The organism is Nonomuraea sp. NPDC049649 (assembly GCF_040675175.1).
Classification (GTDB): Bacteria; Actinomycetota; Actinomycetes; order Streptosporangiales; family Streptosporangiaceae; genus Nonomuraea.
The window spans coordinates 154,967-177,055 of sequence record NZ_JBFAOH010000010.1; the positions used below are offsets into that span (position 1 = coordinate 154,967).

Genomic DNA, 22,089 nt, shown 5'->3' on the forward strand with positions numbered 1-22,089 from the left:
AGTCACGATCTCATCACGCATTTCGGGGCATGCCGGGCGTCAGTCGGCGACGGGCACCGGGGCCGGGTTCTTCCTGGTCAGCGCCCGTACGGAGGGGGCCCCTGCCAGGGCGACCACGGCCGACAGGACCCCGGGGACGATCAGCGCCACCGGCAGCGAGAACGACTCGGCGACATAGCCGACGATCGCGGGCCCGGCCAGCAGCCCGGTGTAGCCGCAGGCCGTGACCAGGGCCAGCGCCTTGCCCACCGGGCCGCCCGCGGCGCCGACCGCACTGAAGATCACCGGGACGACCGTCGCCAGGCCCACCCCGGCCAGCGCCCAGCCGGTCCAGGCGCAGACCGTGGCCAGCGCACCGGCCGCCGGGGAGACGAGCACGAGGGCGTACCCGCAGGTCGCGAGGAGACCGGCGAGCCGGATCGTCCGCTCGGAGCCGAGCCGGGCGCGGATGGGGTCGCCCAGCAGCCGGACGGTCGTCATGGCCACCGCGAAGACCGTGTACGCGAGAGGCGCGGCGGCCGGGTCGGCGTCCAGGATCCAGCGGGCGTGCAGGGCGGCCCAGTCGATGGCGGCGCCCTCGGCCAGGTGCCCGGCGAACGCGGCCAGGCCGAGCAGGCCCAGCAGCCACCAGCCCACGGCCCCCGCGGGCCGGTCGCCGCCGCTCTCCGGGCCGGGCTGGGCGGGCGGGTCCTTCAGCAGCAGGCGGGAGGCGGGCACGAACAGCAGCGGCACCACGACCGCCCCCGCCACCAGGAGCACCTGGGCGTCCGCGCCCGCCCCCAGGGCCAGCGCCGTCAGCGCGCCGGCCGCCGCGCCGCCCAGGCTCCAGGTGCCGTGGAAGGCCGAGATGATCGGCCTTCCGTAGCGGCGCTCGACCTCGACCGAGTGGGCGTTCATGGCCACCTCGACCACGCCCAGCGCCAGGCCGAACAGCACGGCCAGCGCGGCCAGCGCGCCGTACCCGGGCGCGAGCGCGGGCCCGAGCAGCGCCAGCGCCGAGACCGGCCCGGCGAACCAGCAGACGACCCGGCTGGAGAACCGGTCCACGAGCGGCCCGGCCGCCAGCATCGACACCAGCGCGCCGCCGGAGACCAGGAGCAGGACGCTGCCGAGCCGGCCCGGCCCGAGGTCCAGCCGCTCGTTCAGCGACGGCAGGCCCGCCGCCCACAACCCCATGACGAACCCGCTCAGCACGAAGAAGCCGAAGACACCGATCCGGGCGCGTCGCGCGTCGATTTTGTTCACGGCCAGAGCATAATAGGTTTCACGATGGCTGAGAACGGAGCGACCACGAGCGGGCAGCTGCGCACCCACAACAGCGTCCGGCTGCTGCGCGCCGTCCACGACGGCGCCGCCGCCAAGACGCGCGCCCAGCTGACCCGCGAGCTGGGCCTGGCCCGGGGAACCGCCTCGGTGCTGGTGAGCGGCCTGACCGAGGACTTCTTGCTGCACGAGGAACCCACGGCCGAACACGCCAGAGGACGCCCCACGATGGTGCCGGGCCCCCACCCCCGCGGACCGGTCGCCCTCGCCGCCGACGTCCGGGAAGACGCCTGGGAACTGGTGGCCTGCGAACTGGGCGGCCGGGTCACCGTCCTGGAGACCCGCCCCCACGACGGCACCCCGCAGGACGCCCTCGCCACCCTCGGCACAGCCCTCCGCACCCACGCCACCCGCTACGCGGGCCGCGTCATCGGGGTGGGCGTCGCCGTAGCAGGCCCGGTCCGCCCCGACGGCCGCGTGGACGTCCCCCACCTCCGCTGGCGCTCAGTCGACGTCCCCACCCTCCTGGCGTCCCAGCCTCCCCACCCCGGAGAAGCACAGGACGCGCCGGTCGATGGAACTCCCCCACACCAGCCGGGAGAGAAGCAGACGGCACTCCACCCCTCCGTAACGCCCGAGCGCACAGACACACCACACGCCCGTCCAGGCGGGACGCCGGGTGGACCCGGAGAGAAGCAGGCGGCGCCCCTCCCCTCCGTGACACCCGAACGCGCAGATACACCGCACGCCCCTTCAAGAGGGGCGCCGGGTGGGGCGGGAGAGAAGCAGGCGGCGCCCCTCTCCTCCTTGACACCCGAGCACGCAGACACACCGCGCGGGGCGGTGTGGCTTCCCGGGTCCGGGTGGGTGACTGTGCGGGTGGGGAATGACACGGCGCTGGCCGGGCTGGCCGAGGCGCGGCGGGGGCGGTTGCGCGGGGTGCGGGTGGGGCTGCATCTGCATGTGGACTTCGACCTCGGCGGGGTGCTGGTGGTCGGCGGGCGGCCGCTGGGCGGGACGAGCGGGTCCGGGGCCGAGTTCGGGCACATGCCGCTGACCGGGGGTGACGCGCCCTGCATGTGCGGGGCGCGGGGGTGCTGGAGCCTGGATGTGGGCGTGAACGCGCTGCTGCGGCAGCTGGGGCTGGAGTACGGGGGCGGACGGGGGCGTGACCGGGCCGGGGAGATTCTGGCGCGGGCTCAGGAGGGGGACGCGCGGGCGCGGGAGGCGGTGCTGGCCGGGGCGCGCGCTCTGGGCAGGGGGATCGCCGCGCTGGTGAACGCGCACGATCCCGAGGTGGTGACGCTGTCCGGGCTGGGCGTGGAGCTGGCCGAAAGGGCCGGGGCGGAGCTGGCCGGGGCGTGCGAGCCGGGCCTGATGACGATCCGCAGGGAGTGCCCGCCGCCGATCGCGCCGTCGGAGCTGGGCGGGCGCGGGGCGCTGCTGGGGGCGATGGAGGCGGTGTTCGACGAGTTCCTCACCCCGGCCGGGCTGACGGCCTGGCAGCGCACGACACGCCCGGAAACATAGTGTGATAAAAACCACGCTTCAGGGCGAAAACCGGGCCTTCGAGGGTGTAACAGGCCTCCAGCCCGAAGGGTGAGAGGTTCCCGCGAGCGCCGGGGCCAGGGACCGCGCCATGATCGCACGTACACACACCCCGGTTTCGACCACATCGTGCCTGGTCAGAGGCCGTCCAGCCACCACCCGGCCCGGCAGACGCGGGAAGGGAGGTCACGGCGGGACGGAGTGCGGCACAAGCACGCACACGGGCACGCCCCGGCGGGCGACCAACACGCCGCCGTGACGCGACGCACACGTTGAGCGGCGCTTTCCGTTACACGACCCGCTGGTATCCGCCATGATTAGCCACTGCACTACGGGTAACAGAACACCCGATCGTTAACTCCCCGAGGAGAGAACAACAGATGGCACTTCCAACACTCACCCCCGAGCAACGCAAGGCCGCGCTGGAGAAGGCCGCGGAGGCGCGGGCCGCCCGGACCGCGCTGCTGGCGAAGGTCAAGGCGGGCGAGATGACGTTCTCGCAGCTGCTGGAGCGTGACGACGACATCGCGAAGAAGATCAAGGTGTCGCAGGCGCTGCGCGCCGTGAAGGGCGTCGGCCCGGCCAAGGCCACCGCGCTGATGGAGGAGGCCGGCGTCGACGAGAAGCGCCGCCTCGGCGGCCTGGGCAGCCAGCAGCGCAAGAAGCTGGTCGAAGCGCTCGGCTGAGAGCCGGGCGGCCAGGTCCGCGCGGCACACGCGCGGACCGGCCGGCGACGAAAGGGGATGACCGGGCCGAGTGGGGGCTGACGGGCGGGACGCGCCGCCCGGAAGCGGGCCCGGTTCCGGCTGCCCCGTCCGCGGGCACGCCAGCTGCTCCGGCCGCCTCCGGGGCAGGCCCGGCGGGGCGCCGCCGTTCACACCATCGGCGACATCAGGAACGCAGATACGCCAGCACTGCGAGAACCCGGCGGTGCTGGTCGGTGTCGTCGGCGTAGAGGCCGAGCTTGTTGAAGATGCTCCTGATGTGCTTCTCCACCGCGCCGTCGCTGACGACGAGCTGCCTGCCGATGGCGGGGTTGGACTTGCCCTCCGCCATCAGGCCCAGCACCTCCCGCTCGCGCGGGGTCAGCGAGGCGAGCGGGTCGTCCCTGCGTCTGCGTACCATCAGCTGCGACACCACCTGCGGGTCGAACACGGTCCCGCCCGCGGCGACCCGCCGCAGGCCCTCCAGGAACTCGTCCACGTCGACGACCCGGTCCTTCAGCAGGTAGCCGACCGCGCCTCTGGCGTCGGCGAGCAGGTCGTCGGCGTAGGACACCTCGACGTACTGCGACAGGATGAGCACCGGCGCCCCCGGCACCCGCTCCCGGGCCCGCACGGCGGCGCGCAGCCCTTCGTCGGTGAAGGACGGCGGCATCCGCACGTCCACCACGGACACGTCCGGCCGGTGCTCGGCGACGGCCTCGACGAGGGCGTCGCCGTCGCCGACGGCCGCGACCACCTCGCAGCCGAACTCTTCGAGCAGCCTGACCAGGCCCTCCCTGATGAGCACGGCGTCATCGGCCACGACTACGCGCACGGCACCTCCGCTACGATCACCGTCGGCCCGCCTTCGGGCGAGCTCACCGCGAGCTCCCCGTCGACGGCGCGGAGCCGGTCGGCCAGCCCGGCGAGACCGTGTCCCTTGGCGACGTGCGCGCCGCCGACCCCATCATCCCCGATGGTGAGCACCAGACGATCATCGGTGTGGACGAGCCGGACGGTGCAGACGGTGGCCTGGCTGTGCTTGGCGACGTTGGTGAGCGATTCGGCGACGACGAAGTAGAGGGCGTTCTCGACCGCCGCGTCGTACCTGCCGGTGACGCGGACGTCCAGCTCGACGGGGACGGTGCAGCGCCCGGCGAGGGCGGCGAGGGCGGGCGCGAGGCCGCGGTCGGACAGGATGGGCGGCGCGATGCCGCGCGACAGGGCGCGCAGCTCGTCCAGCGTCTCCCGGGTGGCGGTGATCGCCGACTTGAGCGTGTCCTGGGCGGCCTCGGGGTCCTTGGCGAGCTGCCGCTGCGCCCGCGACAGGTCCATGGCGAGCGACACCAGCCGCTGCTGGGGGCCGTCGTGGATGTCGCGCTCCAGCTTGCGCAGCGCGTTGGCCTCGGCGGAGACGGCGGCGGCGCGGCCCTCGGCCAGGTCGTCGATGCGTTCCTGCAGCTCGGCCACGCCGGTGAGCAGCGCCCTGCCGAGCCCGGCGCGCAGCAGCGCCGAGCCGCGCACCATGAACGGCAGGATCAGCAGGAACAGCAGCCCGACCGCCACGTAGAAGACCACGTTGACCAGGTAGCCGTCGCCGAGGCCGAGCAGTTCGGGCAGCTCGACGTTGCCGGGGATGCGCGAGGTGACGATCCCGTAGAGCGGGTAGGTCAGGCCGCCCGTGGGCACCGCCCAGAAGACGGCGGTGAGCACGAACGACAGCAGCGCGAGCGGGAAGTTCACGATCGCGTGCAGCAGGTCGAGCCAGTACTGGCCGCTCATGAGCGGGTTGAGCATCCGGCGGACGCGGCCCGCGCCCGGCGGCGCCGGGCGGTAGCGGGGGCGTACGGGCGGGCGCCGGAGCACGTCGGAGAGCCAGGCGCGTTCGGCGTCGGCGAACCCGCGGGCCGCCAGCATCGTCCCGGCCAGCATCGGCAGGCCGATCCACACGACCACGCCGCCCAGGCCGGCGGCCAGGCCGACGAGCGAGATCGCGAAGGCGAGCACGGTCGCGGGGAAGCCCACGAGCGTGTAGCGGGTATCCAGCAGCACCTGCCGGGTGAGGGAACGCATGGCTTCCACGCTAGAGCCGCGCCGCGCCCGTTTCGACCCGGTCTGCCGGTGGCCTGGTGGTAGGGACAGCCCTACCCCGAGACGGCGGTGCGCGGCAATGTGCCGGGCGGCCGCGGACGGAAGCCTTGACGGCGTCCCCACCCCGACGAATCGAGGCGTCCCCATGACCGTCCTGCTGGAGCGTCCCCGCCCGGCGCCGGCCGCCGCGCGCGACCCGTTCATCGACATCCTGCGGGTGTCCGGGCTGGCGCTGGTGGTGCTGCAGCACTGGTCCATCCCGGTGCTCGGCTACGACGGCGCCCGGCTGACCACCGGCAACGCGCTGGCCGCGCCGGGGCTGTGGGTGGTGACGTGGATCAGCCAGGTGATGCCGCTGGTGTTCTTCGCGGGCGGGGCGGCGAACGCGATCAGCTTCGGCCGCTCCCCCGCCGCCGGGCCGCGCTGGGTGGCGGGCCGGGTGCGGCGGCTGGCCTGGCCGCTGCTGCCGCTGGCGGCGGTCTGGATCCCGCTGCCGCATCTGCTGCTCGCGCTGGGCGTGCCGGAGCAGCCGCTGCAGGTGGGGGCGCGGCTGACGGGCCAGCTGCTCTGGTTCCTCGCCGTCTACCTGATCGCCGTGGTCGCGACCCCGTACCTGCTGGGGCTGCACGAGCGGTACGGGGCGCGCGTCCCGGCGGCGCTGGCCGGCGGGGCGGTGCTGACGGACGTGGCCCGGTTCGCGTCCGGGATCGACGCTGTCGGCTACCTGAACGTGGTCTTCGTCTGGCTGGCGGTGCACCAGCTCGGGTTCCTGTACGCGGACGGGCGGCTGGCCCGGCCGGGCCTGATCGCGGCCTGCGGGTACGGGGCGGCGGCGCTGCTGGTGGGGTCCGGCCCGTACCCGGCGAGCATGGTGGGGCTGCCCGGGGAGGCGATGTCGAACATGGCGCCGCCCACCCTGGCGGTCATGGCCGTCGGGTTCGGCCAGGTGGGGCTGGCCGTGCTGCTGCGGGAGCGGATCCTGCGGCTGCCGCTGCGGCGGGTGCTCGCCTGGGCGGGGCCGCGGATGATGACCGCGTACCTGTGGCACATGCCCGCGCTGTTCGCGGTGACGGGCGTGGTGGTGGTGGGGCTGGGCGCCGGGACGCCGGTGCCGGGCAGCGGGGGCTGGTTCGCGGGGTGGCCGCTCTGGTTCGGGCTGCTGTGCCTGGTGCTCTGGCCGCTGATGCGGTGCTTCTCCCGGTACGAGGCGCCGCCCGCGTTCGGTTACCGGGCCGCCGGGTGGGGTACCGTGCTGGCCGCGTCCGCGCTGGTCGGGGGCGGGCTGCTGACGCTGACCGTGGCGGGGTTCGCGCCGGGGGCGGCGCCGGTGGCGGCGGTCGCCGCGATCGGCGGCGGGCTCTGGCTGACCCGCTCCGGACCGGCCGATGTCCCCACCACCCCGCGGGCTTCGGCAGGATAGAGGTGTGAGCCTTCTCATCGACCGCCTGCCCGAAGAGATCGACGCCGATCCCGACACCATCTACGAAGCGTTCGCCTCCTGGAACGCCGAGAGGGGGCTCACTCTCTACCCCGCCCAGGAGGAGGCGCTGATCGAGGTGGTCTCGGGCAGCAACCTGATCCTGGCGACCCCGACCGGGTCCGGCAAGAGCCTGGTCGCGGCCGGCGCCCACTTCACCGCGCTGACCCGCGACCAGCGCACCTTCTACACCGCGCCGATCAAGGCGCTGGTGTCGGAGAAGTTCTTCGACCTGTGCGCCGTGTTCGGCACCGAGAACGTCGGCATGATGACCGGCGACGCCAGCGTCAACCCGGGCGCCCCCATCATCTGCTGCACCGCCGAGATCCTGGCCAACGTGGCGCTGCGCGACGGCGCCCAGGCCGACATCGGCCAGGTGGTGATGGACGAGTTCCACTTCTACGCCGAGCCCGACCGCGGCTGGGCCTGGCAGGTGCCGCTGCTGGAGCTGCCGCACGTGCAGTTCGTCCTGATGTCGGCGACGCTCGGCGACGTGACGATGTTCGAGCGCGACCTGACCCGGCGCACCGGCCGCCCGACGGCGGTGGTCAAGAACGCCGAGCGGCCCGTGCCGCTGGTCTACTCCTACCGGATGACGCCGCTGCACGAGACGCTGGAGGAGATGCTGACCACCGGTCAGGCCCCCGTCTACGTGGTGCACTTCACCCAGGCGGCCGCCATGGAGCGGGCCCAGTCGCTGATGAGCATCAACATGTGCACCAAGGCCGAGAAGGAAGCGATCGCCGAGATGATCGGCGGCTTCCGGTTCACCACCCGTTTCGGCCGGGCCCTGTCGAGGCTGGTCCGCCACGGCATCGGCGTCCACCACGCCGGCATGCTGCCCAAGTACCGGCGGCTGGTGGAGCGGCTGGCCCAGGCCGGGCTGCTCAAGGTCATCTGCGGCACCGACACGCTCGGCGTCGGCGTCAACGTGCCGATCCGTACCGTGCTGTTCACCGCGCTGTCGAAGTACGACGGCAACAAGGTGCGGCGGCTGCGCGCCCGCGAGTTCCACCAGATCGCCGGCCGGGCCGGCCGGGCCGGGTTCGACACCATCGGGTACGTCGCCTGCCAGGCCCCCGAGCACGACATCGAGAACGCCCGCGCGCTGGCCAAGATCGGCGACGATCCGAAGCGGCGGCGCGGCTACGCCCGCAAGAAGCCGCCGGAGGGCTTCGTCGGCTGGAGCGAGGAGACGTTCCAGAAGCTCCAGCAGGCCGAGCCGGAGCCGCTGCAGTCGCGGTTCAAGGTGAGCAACGCGATGCTGCTGGCCGTCATCAACCGGCCGGGCGACTGCTTCCAGGCGATGAAGCACCTGCTGACCGACAACCACGAGGACCGCAAGCGGCAGCGGCGCCACATCAGCCAGGCCATCGCGATCTACCGGTCGCTGCTGGCCGGCGGCGTGGTCGAGCAGCTGCCCGAGCCCGACGAGCAGGGCCGCCGCGCCCGGCTGACGATCGACCTCCAGGAGGACTTCGCGCTCAACCAGGCGCTGTCGACCTTCGCGCTGGCCGCCTTCGAACTGCTCGACCCCGAGTCGCCCAGTTACGCCCTCGACATGGTGTCGATCGTGGAGTCCATCCTGGACGACCCGCGCCAGATCCTGTCGGCCCAGCTCAAGAAGGCGCGCGGCGAGGCCGTGGCGGAGATGAAGGCCGACGGGATCGAGTACGAGGAGCGCATGGAGGCGCTCGCCGAGGTCATGTACCCGATGCCGCTGGAGGACCTGCTGCTCGGCGCGTACGAGACCTACCGGCGCGGCCACCCGTGGGTGGGCGACTACACCGTCAGCCCCAAGTCGGTGGTGCGCGACATGTACGAGCGGGCGATGACGTTCGCCGAGTACATCCAGTACTACGAGCTGGCCCGGTCCGAGGGCACGGTGCTGCGCTACCTGGCCGACGCCTACCGGACGCTGTCGCGGACCGTCCCCGAGCATCTGAAGACCGACGACCTGGTCGACCTGATCGAGTGGCTGGGCGAGCTGGTGCGTCAGGTCGACTCCAGCCTGATCGACGAGTGGGAGCAGCTCGCCCACCCGGAGGAGGCGCTGGAGCGGCGCGAGCAGCTGGAGACCAAGGTGCGCCCGGTCACCGGCAACCCGCGGGCCTTCCGGGTGCTGGTGCGCAACGCCATGTTCCGGCTGGTCGAGCTCTGCGCGCTGGAGAAGGAGGAGGAGCTGGAGGAGCTGGCTCCGGACGTCGACTGGGGCGCCGCGCTGGACGCCTACTACGACGAGCACGAGGAGATCCTGACCGACGCGGACGCGCGGGGGCCCGCGCTGCTGCGCATCGAGGAGGAGCCCGGCGTGTGGAAGGTCCGCCAGACGGTGAAGGACCCGGAGGGTCACGGCGACTGGGGCATCGACGCCCAGGTCGACCTGACGGCCTCCGACGAGGAGGGGCACGCGGTCATCCACGTGCAGGGCCTCAACCGGCTGTGAGCCTGGTCATGAAGACGCTGTGCGGGTCGGGGCGGTAATCCGCGAACGGCTCGCAGTAGGCGAAGCCGAACTTCTCGTACAGCCTCCGCGCGGGCAGGTAGAACGGGGCCGAGCCGGTCTCGAGGCTCAGCCGGGCGAACCCCGTCCGCCGGGCCTCGGCGATGATGTGGCGCAGCAGGAAGGACGCCACACCGCCGCGCCGGCGGGCGCGGGCGGTGCGCATGGACTTGAGTTCGGCGTGGCGGGCGTCGAGCCGCTTGAGCGCGCCGCAGCCGACGAGGGCGCCGTCGTCCCGTACGGACCAGAACGTGATCTCGGGGCGGCGCAGCCCGTCGAGGTCGAGGGCGTGTTTGCTCTCCGGGGGCGAGGTGGCGAGCATTTCCCGCACGTGCTCGGCCAGGAACTCGGCGATGTCGTCGCCGGTGAGGTCGTCGACCGCGATCCGCATGCCGCGACCGTACGACCGGCCTGTTACGGGGAGATGTCGCGCGGGGGTCTGCGTCTTTACGGGTTGTCTTTAAGGAGGGTGGGGGGTCGCCGGGTCCCGGGCCGGCCCCCGCGAAGAGCAGCCCGGCTCCCGGCGGGAGCACGTCACCGCCGGGCGTGCGGGCCCGGCGGGCAAGAAAAAGTCGTGTGCCGGAATGGACTGGCAAGGGCATTCCGGCACACGCCTGTTAATTCATAATGGTCTGTCGATGTTCGGCGTCTCGTCATGACAATGTCCCAAGCTCGTGACATTTCACGATTTGGGGTTTTCAGCAGTTTGCGATCTTGCAGATCTTGCCGAGCATTCTCCTGCTGTCCTTGATCTGCATCTTGAAATCCGCGGACCTGGGCGGGCCCCACTCCCCCGCGACCGTATAGATCACCAGCGCGTTCGCCCGCCGGGTCACGATGGCGCGCTGGCCGCCGATGGACGGCTTCCCGCCGCGATAGACCTGGCCGGTGACGGCCAGCGACTCGTCGCCGAGCTTGCGGCGCTTGACGCTGAAGCGGTAGCCCCGGGTGCCGCAGGCGCGGACGGCGGCCCGGACGTCCCGCATCGCCTTCCTGGCCCTGGCCTTCGACGTGTAGAGGACGACCTGCTCGGCCTTGAAGTAGTCGGGCACGGCCGTATAGATGACGGTCTTGGCGGCCTTGCGCCCATTCCGGGCGAAGCCCGCCCGGTCGCACGGGTTGACGACGAGCCGTTCGGACGTCTTCGCGCTCACCCGCCAGCTGTGTTCCGGATTGTCGTCCTTCTTGGCGGCGGCCTTCTCGTACAGCATGAAGCCGTCGGGGATGGCCACGGCGGCCGCCAGTAAGAGTACGGAGATCATGCCCCGATGCTAGAGCGGCTAGCCGCCGGAGACGTCCGACTCGGCGTCCTCCGGGACGACGGTGTCCCACGGGTCGTCGAGCCAGCCCTCCGGCAGGTGCACCTTGCCGCGCTCGCCCGACTTGCCGCGCGGGGTGTCGGTGTTCGGCGGCCACGGCTGCGCCGGGTCCAGCTCGGCCAGGCCCTCCAGCAGCTCGCCGAGCGAGTTCGCCGTCGTCACCCGGCGGCGCAGCTCCGCGCCGATCGTGAAGCCCTTGAAGTACCAGCCGATGTGCTTGCGGAAGTCGGCGATCGCGTACCGCTCGGTGTCGAAGGCGGCGACCATCATCTCGGCGTGCCGGGCCATCACCTTCGCCACCTCGCCGAGCGACGGCCTGGCCCGCTCCGCGCTGCCGTTGAACGCGTTCTCCAGGTCCCGGAACAGCCACGGCCGGCCCAGGCAGCCCCGGCCCACGACCACGCCGTCGCAGCCCGTGCGCGCGGCCATCCGCAGCGCGTCGTCGGCGCTCCAGATGTCGCCGTTGCCCAGCACCGGGATCTCCGGCACCGCCTCCTTGAGGCGGGCGATGGCGTCCCAGCGGGCCTCGCCGCCGTAGTGCTGGCGCGCGGTGCGGGCGTGCAGCGCGATCGCCGCCACGCCCTCCTCGGCCGCGATGCGGCCCGCGTCGAGGTAGGTGAGGTGGTCGTCGTCGATGCCCATCCGCATCTTCATGGTCACGGGCAGCGGGCCCGCGTTCGCCACCGCCTCGCGCAGGATGCGCCGCAGCAGGTTGCGCTTGTACGGGAGCGCGGCGCCGCCGCCACGCCTGGTGACCTTGGGTACGGGGCAGCCGAAGTTGAGGTCGACGTGGTCGGCCAGGTCCTCCTCGACGACCATCTTGACCGCCCGGCCGACCGTCGGCGGGTCCACCCCGTACAGCTGAAGGCTCCTCGGCCGCTCGGACTCGGCGAACCGGATCATCTTCATGGTCTTGGGATGCCGCTCGACCAGGGCCCGCGAGGTGATCATCTCGCACACGAACAGCCCGCCGCCCTGCTCCCTGCAGAGCACGCGGAACGGCGCGTTCGTGATGCCCGCCATCGGCGCCAGCACCACCGGCGGCCACACCTGCATCGGCCCGATCCTCACCCAGCCAGTTGTAGCGCACGTCCGCGCACGAGCGGTATTCGCGGGGGCTCCGCGCCCGCCGATGAGGCATAACGACGGGAAATTCGCTACAGTAGGCGGGCAACAACGCGGAAGTGGCTCAGGGGTAGAGCATCACCTTGCCAAGGTGAGGGTCGCGGGTTCGAATCCCGTCTTCCGCTCGGAGAGGTCGCCCCGGTGGAGTGGCCGAGAGGCGAGGCAGCGGCCTGCAAAGCCGTGCACGCGGGTTCAAATCCCGTCTCCACCTCCATGGACGATTAGCTCAGCGGGAGAGCGCTTCCCTGACACGGAAGAGGTCACTGGTTCAATCCCAGTATCGTCCACCACCTCTTCAAGCCCCCGGCCACCCGGGGGCTTCCTCATGTACGGGGTGTGATCAGGTCCTCGAGCCGGCTTCCGCATGTCCGGACCGCGAGCCCCGGCGGCTCACTTCCCGGTAGCGGCTACGAGCCCGCGGGCCGGTGAGCGCCGGCATACCGGGCGCTCGTACTCTTGCGCGGGTGCGTCCTCACAGGTGCTGGACCAGAACCGCCGCCGTGCTGCTCCTCGGCGCTCCCCTGCTCGTGACAGGCTCCCCCCGCCGAGGCGAGACCCCTGTCGGCTGGCGACCATGCCCTGGCCGAACGGCGGTTGCCCGGGCAAGCCCACCCTCCGGCTGACCTTCGACGACGGCTCGGCGAAGACCCTGCTGCCGGCCGACGACACCCACATCTGGGCGGGGCCACCCCGACAACGTCAACGGCGACAAGTACCTGCTGCGGGTCGCCGACCAGGGCAAGGGCCCGTTCACGGCCGCGACGAGCAAGGCCTGCCTGCGGTTCGACCTCGACGGGCTGCCCACGGTGAAGAAGGCCGAGCTGACGCTGACCGGCAAGGCGGACGCCAGGAAACAGGTCATGCTGTTCGGCAACGGCGAATCCTTCGACGAGGACACCCGTACCTGGAACAACACCGTGCAGTACACCTACTCCTGGCAGGGCGACCCCGGCGGTTTCGACTGGAAGCGGCCGGCCGGCGCCGACAAGGAGTACTACGTCCAGCTCCCCCGCTTCTCCTTCGCGGGGCCGCTGGCCGCTGCTGCTGCACCTCGCGGTGTACTTCCCCGAGTTCCGCGTGGCGGGCGAGTGGCGCGCCGACGCTCTCGGCTTCCTGGAGGGGCAGCTCGACGACTCGACCTACCCCGACGGCGGCTACTGGGAGGCGACGGACGGAGGACATGCGCTCGACGCTGAGACAAGGCGCAGGATTCGACGGCCCCGGGGTCGATCACGCACCTGGTCTCCAACCCGGTCTTCGACCGAATCGGAGCCCACATCAAAGCCTCCGCGCGCTCCACGAACGGTCCATCCTGGCCCTGCACTCGAGCCTGTGGCAGGACGCCGAGTACGCGTCGTACGTCAAGACGGGTCACGGGCGGAACCACCTTCGGCACCCTCCTGCTGCCCTCCACGGGAGCGGCGGACCCGTCGGCCGCCGTGGAACGCCTCCCCGTCAGCGGCGCCACGCCGTTCGAGGCGACCGCGCTGAACCTGGGCGCGCGCGGCGAGGGCGTGTACGGCAAGTCCTGGAACAAGCAGGCGTCCCGGTCGTTCGGGCCGTACGACTACGACGGGAAGATGTTCTACACCGAGACCGGCGCCGCGGGTCAGACGGTCGTGATGGTGCCACCCGGGTCAAGTCGCCCGTCGAGGTGCCGGACGTGGCCGTGCGCGCCGGGACCGGCGGCACCGTCCGCATCGACGGCGGCGGCCTGACCGCGAGCACCGACCAGGCGCGTGCCACCGCGCCGGGGGCCACGAAGGTGCTACTGAACGGCACCCAGGTGCCCTTCACCCGGGACGGCGCGCTCGTCTACGCGGCGGCCGTCTAGCGGACGCCGCGAGGGCGGAACTGGATGCTGATCCGGGGACCCGCGGGACGGGTCGTCTTGGGGACGGCGTGCTCCCAGGTGCGCTGGCAGCTGCCGCCCATCACGATCAGGTCGCCGTGGCCCAGGTCGTAGCGGAGCGACGGGCCGCCGCCGCGCGGACGCAGCAGCAGAGGACGCGCGTAGCCGACGGACAGGATCGCCACCATCGTGTCCTGGGTGCTGCCGCGGCCGATGGTGTCGCCGTGCCAGGCCACGCTGTCGCGGCCGTCGCGGTAGTAGCAGAGCCCGGCGGTGGCGAACGGCTCGCCCAGCTCCTCCCGGTAGTGGTCGTCGAGGGCGCGCTTGGCGTCGGCGAGCACCGGGTGCGGCAGCGTCTCGCCCTCGTCGTAGAACTTCAGCAGCCGGGGCACGTCGACCACCCGGTCGTACATCTTGCGCCGCTCGGCCTTCCACGGCACCGACTCGGCCAGCCTCTCGAACAGCTCGTCGGCCCCCGACAGCCAGCCGGGCCGCACGTCGAGCCAGGCGCCCCGGTCGAGGACGGTGCGGCGGACCGCCGGGCCGAGCGGCCCCAGGGCGAGCTCTTCGTCCAGGCTGAGCAGAGACGCTTGGTATACAGCCATGCCACCGAGTGTACGTCACCGACTCAAACAGATTTTCGATTGTGCCGGATGTCACGCCTGGGGCATGAGGGATGGGGTAAGCGCGTGGCGTCACCTCGGGCCGCAGCGGGGCACGGGCCACCACATCCCGACCAAGGAGCGCGTCATGCTCACCACCGAGTTCCCGCCGGGCAGCCCGTGCTGGGTCGACCTCGGCAGCCTCGACCTGGAGACCACCACGGAGTTCTACAGCGGCCTGTTCGGCTGGAGGTTCCAGCCCGTCATGGAGGGTTACGGCTTCTGGCAGTCCGACGGCAAGACGGTGGCCGCGGCCGGGTCGGTGCTGGAGGAGGGGTCCGGGCCGGCCTGGATGATCTACTTCCACGCGCCCGACTGCGACGCCACCGCCGAAGCGGTGCAGCGGGCGGGCGGCACGGTCCGCGCCCGGCCCTTCGACATCGAGGGGCAGGGGCGGATGGCGCAGTTCACCGACCCGGCGGGGGCGGAGTTCGCCGCCTGGCAGCCGGGCGGCACGCGCGGTCTCGACCTGGTGACCGAGCCGGGGTCGCTGGCCTGGGCGGAGCTGCACGTGCCGGATCCCGACGGCGTCCGCGGCTTCTACCAGTCGGTCTTCGGCTGGCGGATCGAGGACATGGACATGGGCGACCTCGCCTACCCGGTCGTCTCCCCGGAGGGCGGCGGCGCGGACTCGGCGATGGCGGGGCTGATGCCGCTGGAGCCGGGCGGCCGGGCCCACTGGCTGCCGTACTTCGAGGTGCCCGACTGCGACACGACGGCGGCCCGCTGCCAGACGAGCGGCGGCTCCGTGCACGGGCCGGTGGACGAGGTGCCCGGGGTGGGGCGGATGGCGTTCCTGTCCGACCCGCACGGGGCGCGGTTCGCGGTGATCACCAGCTCGCCCTGAAGGCTGTAACGTCCTGCGGGTGCTGAGACGTTACATGGCCGGCGCGCTCGTCTCCCGGACCGGCGACGAGATGTCGGGGCCCGCGCTGCTGGTCGCCGGGCTGGCCGTGACCGGGTCGCCGGTGCTCGCGTCGGCGCTGCTGGCCGGGCTGACCGCGTCGGCGGCGGTCGGGGGGCCGCTGCTGGGCGTGCTGCTCGATCGTACGAGACGGCCCGGGCGGGTGCTGTCCTGGTGCCTGGCCGGGTACGGGGCGGGCCTGCTGGCCGTGCTGGCGGGGCTGGGGCGGGTGCCGGACGCGGTGCTGATCGGGGTGGCCGTGGTGACCGGGCTGCTGGGGCCCTCGCTGAGCGGCGGGTGGACGGCGCAGCTGCCGCTGGTCGTGGAGACCGCCCGGCTGCCCAGGGCGAACGCGCTGGACGCGATGACCTACAACCTGGCGGGGCTGGCCGGGCCCGCGCTGGTGGGGCTGATCGCGACCGCCGCCGGCGGGGAGGCGGCGCTGGTGATCGGGGTGGCGCTGCTGGCGGCTGCGCTGCCCGCGGCCCGGATGCTGCCGCGGCGGCCCGAGGCGCGGGAGCCCGCCGGGGCGGTGCGGGAGGAGATCGCGGCCGGGTTCCGGGCCATCACCGGGAACCGGGCGCTGCTGCGGGCCACCGTGACGTCGATGGTGTCGATCGCGGGGCTGGCGATGGTGGTCGTGGCGGCGCCGCTGCTCGGGCAGCGGCTGCTGGGCGACGCCGGGTACGGGGCGCTGCTGCTGGCGGTGATGGCCGGGGCGGCGCTGGCGGCCAACGCCGTGGTCGCGCGGGCGCGGGTGACCTGGCGGTGGGACACGGTGCTGGTGGTGTCCACTGTGCTGATCGGGGCGGGGACGCTGGCGGCGGGGCTGGCCGGGTCGTTCGCCGCGGCGGTGGCGGCCTCCGTGGTGCTGGGGGTGGGCGAGGGGCCGCAGCTGACGGCCCTGTTCGGGATCCGGCACCGGGAGTCGCCGGACCGGGTGCGCAGCCAGGTGTTCACCACCGGGGCCAGCTTGAAGATCACCTCGTTCGCGGCGGGCTCGGTGCTGGCGGGGCCGCTGGCGGCGCACTCTCCCGCCCTCGCCCTGTTCGCGGGCGCGGCGGCCCAGCTCCTGGCCGTCGCCGCGTACGGACTGCTGTCACTCTCGCGCGGAGAACCCACGACGGATCCGGCACCTCCCGCGCAACCGGAGACAAGTGCCACGGATCCGGCGTCTCCCGCGCATGGGGAACCGGAGAGGAGCGCCACGGATCCGGCGTCTCCCTAGCCCTCACGCGGGGAACCGGAGACGTTCAGGGCGGGCACCCCTACCCGCGCGGCAGCCGGCGGCGGCCGGCGAAGCCCAGCTCCGAGCGGTGGTACCAGCCGAGTTCGGTCTCGCCCTCGATCCAGCAGAGCCGGACGGACGCGCCGTCGAGCACGGCGGGGAAGTCGAGCAGGACGGGGGCGATGCCCTTCACCTCCAGGCCGAGGCCGGTCCAGCCGGACAGGATCTCCTGGAGGCGCGCCTCGATGCCCTTGATCTCCGGCAGCCCGCCGAGCGGGGAGGATCCGCCGGTCTCGCGCTCGTAGGTGATCTCGGCGAGGTCGGCGCGGGCGTCGATCAGCTCGCGGGCCTCGGCGAGGATCTTCGGCATCAGCGAGCGGGCCTCGTCGAGGGAGAAGAGCCTGTTCATAGGGCGGAAATCTAGCGGTTGGGCTCGTAGGCGCGGAGCAGAAGCCGCTCGGCGTGGTCGAGATATCCGTCGAGGTAGGCGGCGGCGCGGTCGTGTTCGCCCGCCTGGACGAGTTCCAGCAGCTCGCGGTTGCGGTCGACGAACGGCTCGTGGAAGTCGCGCGGGTTGTCCATCACGTGGAAGACCAGGCGGAGCTCGGCGAGGAGCTGGCGCATCGTCTCGTCGATCCTGGGGCTCTGGTTGAGGGTGACGAGGGCCTGGTGGAAGCGGATGTTGGCGGTGCCGACGGCCCGCCAGTCGTCGGCCGCGGCGGCGCGCTCGGCGTCGGCCATGGCCTCGGCGATCTGCGCCAGCGCCTGCGGCGTCGGGGTGCGGCGGACGGCCGCGCCTTCGAGGACGCGGCGCACGCGGTAGAGGTCGGAGACGTCCTCGGCCGACAGCACGCGGACGAACACGCCGCGGTTGAGCCGGTGGTCGAGCAGCCGTTCGTGGCTGAGCAGCCGGAACGCCTCGCGCAGGGTGTTGCGCGAGACGCTGAGCGCCTCGCAGATCGACTCCTCGGAGAGGCGCTGGCCGGGCCTCTGGGTGCGCGTGAAGATCACCGAGTCGCCGCTCTTCGCCGACGTCGAGCGTAAGGGGGTCAAGGCGCGGATGCCGCTGCTGGAGGTGCTGCGCACGCACCCCCGCGCGCTGCTGTCGGCCTTCGCCGCCCGGATCGGCGTGGACGTGGCCTTCTACACCTTCACCGCGTACATCCTGGTCTACCTGACCGGCCCGCTGGGGCTGGACCGGCAGGTGGGGCTGAACGCGGTGCTGATCGCCTCGGCGCTGCAACTCGGGCTGATCCCGCTGTTCGGCGCGCTGTCGGACCGGTACGGCAGGCGCCCGGTCTACTTCGCGGGGGTGGTGGGCGCCGCGGTCTGGGTGTTCGCGTTCTTCCCGCTGCTGGACACCCGGTCCACGTTCCTGATCGTCGTGGCGGCGGTGGTCGCGCTGGTCACCCACGCGGCGATGTACGGGCCGCAGGCGGCGTTCATCGCCGAGCTGTTCAGCACCCGGCTGCGCTACAGCGGCGCCTCGATGGGCTACCAGGTGGCCGGCATCGCGGGCGGCGCGCTCGCCCCGGTCATCGCCATCAAGCTCGTCGACTCGTTCGGCAGCACCATCGCCGTCTCGGTGTACGTCGTGATCGCGCTGGCCATCACCGCCCTGGGCCTGGCCATCGCCCCGGAGACACGGGACCTGGACCTGGCCGCCGAGCCACAGCGCGCCTGAGACCTCTCGTTGCCGCGAGACAACCGCGGGCGGCGGCTGCCACCGCCGCCCGCGGGGGGAGGGAAGACCGGACTCGGTCGTCGTCTCCGCCCGCCGGCCCGAGGACCGGCCGTGCGCCCGCCCGGAACAGGGGCGCGGGTGGGCCACGGCCCCAGGTCAGAGGCACCAGTCTGCCGATATCTGCGCATAAGTCAACGTTTTCGAGCATTACGACGTCATTACAGTCACCGAATCGCGCGTTGTAACGCAATCGCTGCCGATTCCCGGCACTTGTCGGGTCGATTCCGCCTAAACTGCGCGCCTGTGAGCCTCCCTGTACGTGAACGTTCCCCTCGCCCGGGCGGCGGCCGGCACCGTCGGCCGGTCCCCACGTCCCTCCCACCGGACGCGCCCGTTCTCGTGCTCGTGGCGCCCGGCGGCGCCTCAGGCGTGGCGGCGGAGATCGCCGCCGTCGTGCGCGTCGACCACCCCCAGATCGAGGTACGGCTCACCGCCGTCGAAGAGCTGGCCCAGGCGCTGCCGTCGGGCCGGGACGCGGTCGTGGTGCCCCTGCTCACCTGGGACGACCCCAAGATCCTCGCCCCGATCAGCCAGGCCGTCGCCGACAGCGGCGCGAGCGCCGTGGTGACGGGCGCGCTCGGCCCGCACCCGCTGCTGGCCGAGGCGCTCCACATCAAGCTGGCCGAGCGCGACCTGGCCAGGGCCGACCGGGTGCGGCTGCTCAACGTCTCCAGCCCCGTCGACGCGGTCATCCTCGCCACGGTCGGCGGGGAGCTGGCGGTGCAGGCGGCGCAGGCGACCGCGGTGCTGCTGGCCTCCCGGCTGACGCTCCCCGTGGTGGCCGCCTCGCTTGACAGCGAGCCCGGAATCAGCGTAGCCGCGGACCGGCTGCGCGCCGCCGGTGCCGCCCGGATCGCGCTGTCGCCGTGCCTCATCGGCCACGAGACCCCCGCCGACCTGGTGAAACGCGCCGCCGAGTCGATCGGGGCGGGCCATGCCGAGCCGCTCGGCGCGCACAGCATCATCGCCGAGCTTGTCGCTCGCGCTTACGGTAGTCAACTGGCGACTTGACAAGGGCTTGTAGAGATCGCTGAAGTAGCGTTACCGTCGGCGCATGTGCGAGGTCGTGTGCAAAGGCGAGCGTCTGTGGCTCCGTGAGGTCGCAGAGTCGGATGTCGAGCCCCTGCACGCGATCTACGGAGATCCGGCGGCCACCGAGCACCTGCCCTTCCCGCCGCGCACGGTCGAGCAGGTCGCGGAGGTCGTCCGGAGGGCGCTGCGCGCCGCCGCGGAGCAGCCGCGGCGCCTGTACGCGCTGGCCGTGGTCGACGCCGCCGACCAGGACGTGATCGGCGTCGCGCGCCTCCACATCGAGGCCGACCGCCCGCACAGCGCGGAGATCGGCCTCGGCCTGCGCCCCGACCACTGGGGCCGCGGCATGGGCACCGACCTGGTGCGGCTGCTGCTGAGCTTCGGCTTCAAGCAGCTCGGCCTGCACCGCATCTGGGGCGCGCGGGCCCCGGCCAACCTGCCCGCGCAGCTCGCCCTGCTCACGGCGGGCATGGTCGAGGAGGGACGGCTGCGCCACCACGTGGCCACCCCCGACGGCTGGCGCGACTCGGTGATCCACGCCGCCATCGTGGACGAGTGGCGCGGCCGCTGACTCACCGCACCAGCCGGAAGAACTCCCGGATGTCCCCGACCAGCAGATCGGGGGCCTCCATCGCGGCGAAGTGCCCGCCGCGGCCGAACTCCGACCAATGCACGACCCGGTGCTCGCGCTCGGCGAAGCGGCGGATGCCCGGGTCGCCGGGGAAGACGGCCACGCCGTGCGGGAGCGCCGACGGCTCCACCGGCTTGCCCCAGGAGGCGGCGCCCCGGCCAGCCGTGCGTGATCAGCAGGGGCAGCGCGTCCGGCTCGGGCGAGCGCACGTGCAGGAAGTGCACGTTCTGCCCGTCGATCTCGGTGGTGAACTGCGGGAACGCGTTGAGCGCCGCCTCCTGGGCGCGCCAGTCGAAGCCGGTGCGCCAGTACTCGGCGAGGGCTCGCGCGTACGAGACCGGCACCCCGTACGACCAGCCGGCCCGGTCCAGCCCGTCCGGCCAGCGGGTACGGGCGAGACGGGCGCGCAGGTCGTCCAGGTCGGACTGCGGGATGTCGATGCGGAAGGGCTTGAGGTCGCTCATGACGATGACGCTAGAAGCCGGTTACCGTCCTAGGCGTGCTGGAGACCTCCGCCCGATTGCTGAAGCTGCTGTCCCTGCTGCAGACGCGGCGCGACTGGCCCGGACCGGAGCTGGCCGCGCGGCTCGGCGTGTCGGGCCGTACCGTCCGCCGCGACGTGGAGCGGCTGCGGGAGCTGGGCTACCGGGTGGACGCGCTGCAGTCGATGACCGTGCCGCTGACCGGCGGGGCGCCCGCGGTGCAGGCGGGCACCCTCTCGGCCATCGCGGCGGCCTGCCGCGGCCACGAGAGCCTGCGTTTCGGCTACGAGTCCGGCGACGGGACGGTCAGCGAGCGGCTGGTGGAGCCGTACCGGCTGGTGGCGTCGGGGCGGCGCTGGTATCTGGTGGCGTTCGACCCGGGGCGGGCCGACTGGCGGGTGTTCCGGGTGGACCGGCTGCGGCTGCGCACGCCGAACGGGCCGCGGTTCACCCCGCGCGAGCCGCCCGCCGCCGACCTGGCGGCCTACGCCTCACGCAAGATCTCCAGCGCGCCGTACCGCTATCGCTGCGTGGTGACGGTGCGCGCGCCGGCGGAGGCGGTGGTGGCGCGCATGCCGCCGTCGGTGGCCGCCGTGGAGCCGCTGGACGCGGGGAGCTGCCTGCTGGAGAGCGGCGCGAACTCGCTGGACGAGCTGGCGTTCTGGCTGGTCTCGCTGGGGATGCCCTTCGAGGTGCGGGAGCCGCCCGAGCTGGCGGCGCACCTGCGGGCGCTGGCGGGCAGGCTGGCCGAGGCGGCGGGCGGGGTGTCGGCGCCGGGAATTGTCGGTGGCGGGCCCTACCATGATGCTCCTCACCGGAGGGATGGCCCATGCTCGACTCGCTGATCGTGCCCCTGTTCGTCACCACCGACCTGCCGCCGCGGGCCGAGCTGGCGGAGTTCGGCGACCTGCTCGCCGACGCGGCGCGCACGCTCAGCCACGACGGCGCGAGCTACGACGCCTACCTCGCGGGCAAGGTGTTCTGGCTCGACCGCCCGGTGCTGCCCAAGCAGCGCCCCGCCGCCGAGGGCGAGTCGCGCTTCGCCGGGATGCTCGGCTACCTCGCCGCCCCGGGCGACGCCAGCTCGGCCCGCACGGTGCTGGCCGACCTGCGCACCGCGATCGGCGCGGCCCTCACCGCCCGTTACGGCGACGCGGGCGCGCCTCCGGCTGTGTTCGCCATTCGCGACCGCGACGTCCGCGAACGCACCCCCGACACCGCCCTCCCCGTCGACACCCGCAACGCCCCTGCCGACCTGGTATCGGTCACCCGCCCTTACCTCTGACCACCTGAGAGGACGTCGGCTCGGGAGGCGGCGCAATGGCCCGAGGCCGCCCACCGCCACCCACACCCCCGACCCCGCTAGCACCCCCGCCACCCACACCCCCGACCCCGCTAGCACCCCCGCCACCCACACCCCCGACCCCGCTAGCACCCCCGCCTCCCGCCACCCGGCACTTGGCAGGAGATCGGAACCGCCGCTCCGATAAGGCCGCCCCCCCTGATGGGACGTGTCCCGCCCCA

General features: G+C 72.8%; 22 protein-coding genes, 3 tRNA genes and 2 pseudogenes. 16 read left to right on the forward strand and 11 right to left on the reverse strand.

The annotated features are described in order from the left end of the window. Positions 1–39: 39 nt before the first annotated feature. Entirely contained in the window at positions 40–1,245 is a 1,206-nt protein-coding gene (locus AB0J42_RS16310; protein ID WP_364294510.1) for an MFS transporter, read from the reverse strand. Between the two features lie 24 nt (positions 1,246–1,269). Here AB0J42_RS16310 and AB0J42_RS16315 point away from each other — a divergent pair, with 24 nt between their 5' ends. Both AB0J42_RS16315 and mihF read left to right on the forward strand, forming a co-directional pair. Continuing rightward, on the forward strand, positions 1,270–2,793 hold the full coding sequence (locus AB0J42_RS16315; RefSeq protein ID WP_364294513.1) for an ROK family protein: 1,524 nt from the start codon (positions 1,270–1,272) through the stop codon (positions 2,791–2,793). 398 nt (positions 2,794–3,191) lie between these two features. Then, on the forward strand, positions 3,192–3,497 hold the full coding sequence (gene mihF / locus AB0J42_RS16320) for an integration host factor, actinobacterial type (protein ID WP_364294516.1): 306 nt from the start codon (positions 3,192–3,194) through the stop codon (positions 3,495–3,497). Positions 3,498–3,702: 205 nt separating this feature from the next. Here the strand turns inward: mihF and AB0J42_RS16325 are convergent, their stop codons facing one another. After that, positions 3,703–4,350 carry a response regulator transcription factor gene (locus AB0J42_RS16325; RefSeq protein WP_364294519.1) on the reverse strand — a complete coding sequence of 216 codons (648 nt, stop codon included), beginning with the start codon at positions 4,348–4,350 and terminating at the stop codon, positions 3,703–3,705. Then, positions 4,341–5,588, reverse strand: coding sequence for a sensor domain-containing protein (locus AB0J42_RS16330; RefSeq protein WP_364294522.1), 1,248 nt, complete (start codon positions 5,586–5,588; stop codon positions 4,341–4,343). The genes AB0J42_RS16325 and AB0J42_RS16330 overlap by 10 nt, the downstream gene beginning before the upstream one ends. Before the next feature lie 163 nt (positions 5,589–5,751). Here AB0J42_RS16330 and AB0J42_RS16335 point away from each other — a divergent pair, with 163 nt between their 5' ends. Together AB0J42_RS16335 and AB0J42_RS16340 are read left to right on the forward strand one after the other, a co-directional pair. After that, complete coding sequence (locus AB0J42_RS16335; RefSeq protein WP_364294525.1) at positions 5,752–7,026, forward strand: acyltransferase; 1,275 nt, start codon at positions 5,752–5,754, stop codon at positions 7,024–7,026. Beyond that, on the forward strand, positions 6,992–9,529 hold the full coding sequence (locus tag AB0J42_RS16340) for a DUF3516 domain-containing protein (protein WP_364294528.1): 2,538 nt from the start codon (positions 6,992–6,994) through the stop codon (positions 9,527–9,529). The genes AB0J42_RS16335 and AB0J42_RS16340 overlap by 35 nt, the downstream gene beginning before the upstream one ends. On the opposite strand, the gene AB0J42_RS16345 is transcribed toward AB0J42_RS16340, so the two are convergent. The 3 genes from AB0J42_RS16345 to dusB form a co-directional block, all read right to left on the reverse strand. Next, the gene (locus AB0J42_RS16345; protein WP_364294531.1) at positions 9,516–9,977 is read right to left on the reverse strand and encodes a GNAT family N-acetyltransferase; all 462 of its coding nucleotides are present in this window, start codon (positions 9,975–9,977) and stop codon (positions 9,516–9,518) included. The genes AB0J42_RS16340 and AB0J42_RS16345 overlap by 14 nt on opposite strands. Before the next feature lie 307 nt (positions 9,978–10,284). Then, positions 10,285–10,848, reverse strand: coding sequence for a hypothetical protein (locus AB0J42_RS16350; RefSeq protein WP_364294534.1), 564 nt, complete (start codon positions 10,846–10,848; stop codon positions 10,285–10,287). Positions 10,849–10,866: 18 nt separating this feature from the next. Next, positions 10,867–11,976 (reverse strand): tRNA dihydrouridine synthase DusB, encoded by a 1,110-nt coding sequence (gene dusB, locus AB0J42_RS16355; RefSeq protein WP_364294537.1) that lies wholly within the window; start codon positions 11,974–11,976, stop codon positions 10,867–10,869. A gap of 107 nt (positions 11,977–12,083) precedes the next feature. Between dusB and AB0J42_RS16360 the strand changes: the two genes are divergently transcribed. From AB0J42_RS16360 to AB0J42_RS16380, 5 genes and pseudogenes are all read left to right on the forward strand, one after another. Continuing rightward, positions 12,084–12,155: transfer RNA gene (locus tag AB0J42_RS16360), tRNA-Gly, on the forward strand. A gap of 15 nt (positions 12,156–12,170) precedes the next feature. Next, positions 12,171–12,244 (forward strand) — tRNA-Cys (locus AB0J42_RS16365). Between the two features lies 1 nt (position 12,245). Next, a tRNA-Val gene (locus AB0J42_RS16370) sits at positions 12,246–12,320 on the forward strand. Between the two features lie 405 nt (positions 12,321–12,725). Beyond that, positions 12,726–13,226, forward strand: a pseudogene (locus AB0J42_RS16375) (hypothetical protein); the annotation flags it as partial. Positions 13,227–13,693: 467 nt separating this feature from the next. Continuing rightward, on the forward strand, positions 13,694–13,864 hold the full coding sequence (locus AB0J42_RS16380; protein WP_364294539.1) for a hypothetical protein: 171 nt from the start codon (positions 13,694–13,696) through the stop codon (positions 13,862–13,864). On the opposite strand, the gene AB0J42_RS16385 is transcribed toward AB0J42_RS16380, so the two are convergent. Further along, on the reverse strand, positions 13,861–14,487 hold the full coding sequence (locus AB0J42_RS16385) for an alpha-ketoglutarate-dependent dioxygenase AlkB (protein ID WP_364294542.1): 627 nt from the start codon (positions 14,485–14,487) through the stop codon (positions 13,861–13,863). The genes AB0J42_RS16380 and AB0J42_RS16385 overlap by 4 nt on opposite strands. 64 nt (positions 14,488–14,551) lie before the next feature. On the opposite strand from AB0J42_RS16385, the gene AB0J42_RS16390 reads away from it, so the two are divergent. Together AB0J42_RS16390 and AB0J42_RS16395 are read left to right on the forward strand one after the other, a co-directional pair. Continuing rightward, the gene (locus AB0J42_RS16390; RefSeq protein WP_364294545.1) at positions 14,552–15,391 is read left to right on the forward strand and encodes a VOC family protein; all 840 of its coding nucleotides are present in this window, start codon (positions 14,552–14,554) and stop codon (positions 15,389–15,391) included. A 19-nt stretch (positions 15,392–15,410) separates the two neighbouring features. Further along, positions 15,411–16,676: an MFS transporter gene (locus AB0J42_RS16395; RefSeq protein WP_364294548.1), complete on the forward strand. Its 1,266-nt coding sequence runs from the start codon at positions 15,411–15,413 to the stop codon at positions 16,674–16,676. Between the two features lie 40 nt (positions 16,677–16,716). Here AB0J42_RS16395 and AB0J42_RS16400 read toward each other — a convergent pair whose 3' ends face one another. Together AB0J42_RS16400 and AB0J42_RS16405 are read right to left on the reverse strand one after the other, a co-directional pair. Beyond that, complete coding sequence (locus tag AB0J42_RS16400; RefSeq protein WP_364294551.1) at positions 16,717–17,085, reverse strand: DUF2203 domain-containing protein; 369 nt, start codon at positions 17,083–17,085, stop codon at positions 16,717–16,719. Positions 17,086–17,096: 11 nt separating this feature from the next. Next, positions 17,097–17,687 carry a GntR family transcriptional regulator gene (locus AB0J42_RS16405; protein ID WP_364294554.1) on the reverse strand — a complete coding sequence of 197 codons (591 nt, stop codon included), beginning with the start codon at positions 17,685–17,687 and terminating at the stop codon, positions 17,097–17,099. Here AB0J42_RS16405 and AB0J42_RS16410 point away from each other — a divergent pair. The 3 genes from AB0J42_RS16410 to AB0J42_RS16420 all read left to right on the forward strand — a co-directional run bounded on the left by AB0J42_RS16410 (position 17,677) and on the right by AB0J42_RS16420 (position 20,023). Then, a complete protein-coding gene (locus AB0J42_RS16410) occupies positions 17,677–18,360 on the forward strand; it encodes an MFS transporter (RefSeq protein WP_364294557.1) in 684 nt (227 codons plus the stop codon). The two genes, AB0J42_RS16405 and AB0J42_RS16410, sit on opposite strands and share 11 nt — an antisense overlap. A 399-nt stretch (positions 18,361–18,759) precedes the next feature. Further along, the gene (locus AB0J42_RS16415) at positions 18,760–19,431 is read left to right on the forward strand and encodes a hypothetical protein (protein WP_364294560.1); all 672 of its coding nucleotides are present in this window, start codon (positions 18,760–18,762) and stop codon (positions 19,429–19,431) included. A 43-nt stretch (positions 19,432–19,474) separates the two neighbouring features. Then, complete coding sequence (locus AB0J42_RS16420; RefSeq protein ID WP_364294563.1) at positions 19,475–20,023, forward strand: GNAT family N-acetyltransferase; 549 nt, start codon at positions 19,475–19,477, stop codon at positions 20,021–20,023. A 1-nt stretch (position 20,024) separates the two neighbouring features. Here AB0J42_RS16420 and AB0J42_RS16425 read toward each other — a convergent pair whose 3' ends face one another. Then, on the reverse strand, positions 20,025–20,213 hold the full coding sequence (locus AB0J42_RS16425; protein WP_364294566.1) for a hypothetical protein: 189 nt from the start codon (positions 20,211–20,213) through the stop codon (positions 20,025–20,027). Between the two features lie 22 nt (positions 20,214–20,235). Further along, positions 20,236–20,547: pseudogene (locus AB0J42_RS16430) on the reverse strand (epoxide hydrolase N-terminal domain-containing protein); the annotation flags it as partial. A 35-nt stretch (positions 20,548–20,582) separates the two neighbouring features. Here AB0J42_RS16430 and AB0J42_RS16435 point away from each other — a divergent pair. Both AB0J42_RS16435 and AB0J42_RS16440 read left to right on the forward strand, forming a co-directional pair. Continuing rightward, on the forward strand, positions 20,583–21,410 hold the full coding sequence (locus tag AB0J42_RS16435; RefSeq protein WP_364294569.1) for a transcriptional regulator: 828 nt from the start codon (positions 20,583–20,585) through the stop codon (positions 21,408–21,410). Beyond that, on the forward strand, positions 21,395–21,850 hold the full coding sequence (locus AB0J42_RS16440) for a hypothetical protein (protein ID WP_364294572.1): 456 nt from the start codon (positions 21,395–21,397) through the stop codon (positions 21,848–21,850). Before AB0J42_RS16435 ends, AB0J42_RS16440 begins: the two co-directional genes overlap by 16 nt. The last annotated feature ends 239 nt before the right edge of the window (positions 21,851–22,089 follow it).

Bases quoted from the DNA above. Each gene is read 5' to 3' on its own strand.
- AB0J42_RS16315 (WP_364294513.1), top strand. From the start codon at position 1,270: ATGGCTGAGAACGGAGCGACCACGAGCGGGCAGCTGCGCACCCACAAC.
- mihF (WP_364294516.1), top strand. From the start codon at position 3,192: ATGGCACTTCCAACACTCACCCCCGAGCAACGCAAGGCCGCGCTGGAG.
- AB0J42_RS16330 (WP_364294522.1), bottom strand. From the start codon at position 5,588: ATGCGTTCCCTCACCCGGCAGGTGCTGCTGGATACCCGCTACACGCTC.
- AB0J42_RS16335 (WP_364294525.1), top strand. From the start codon at position 5,752: ATGACCGTCCTGCTGGAGCGTCCCCGCCCGGCGCCGGCCGCCGCGCGC.
- AB0J42_RS16340 (WP_364294528.1), top strand. From the start codon at position 6,992: ATGTCCCCACCACCCCGCGGGCTTCGGCAGGATAGAGGTGTGAGCCTT.
- AB0J42_RS16345 (WP_364294531.1), bottom strand. From the start codon at position 9,977: ATGCGGATCGCGGTCGACGACCTCACCGGCGACGACATCGCCGAGTTC.
- AB0J42_RS16350 (WP_364294534.1), bottom strand. From the start codon at position 10,848: ATGATCTCCGTACTCTTACTGGCGGCCGCCGTGGCCATCCCCGACGGC.
- AB0J42_RS16385 (WP_364294542.1), bottom strand. From the start codon at position 14,487: ATGGCTGTATACCAAGCGTCTCTGCTCAGCCTGGACGAAGAGCTCGCC.
- AB0J42_RS16390 (WP_364294545.1), top strand. From the start codon at position 14,552: ATGAGGGATGGGGTAAGCGCGTGGCGTCACCTCGGGCCGCAGCGGGGC.
- AB0J42_RS16400 (WP_364294551.1), bottom strand. From the start codon at position 17,085: ATGAACAGGCTCTTCTCCCTCGACGAGGCCCGCTCGCTGATGCCGAAG.
- AB0J42_RS16420 (WP_364294563.1), top strand. From the start codon at position 19,475: ATGTGCGAGGTCGTGTGCAAAGGCGAGCGTCTGTGGCTCCGTGAGGTC.
- AB0J42_RS16440 (WP_364294572.1), top strand. From the start codon at position 21,395: ATGCTCGACTCGCTGATCGTGCCCCTGTTCGTCACCACCGACCTGCCG.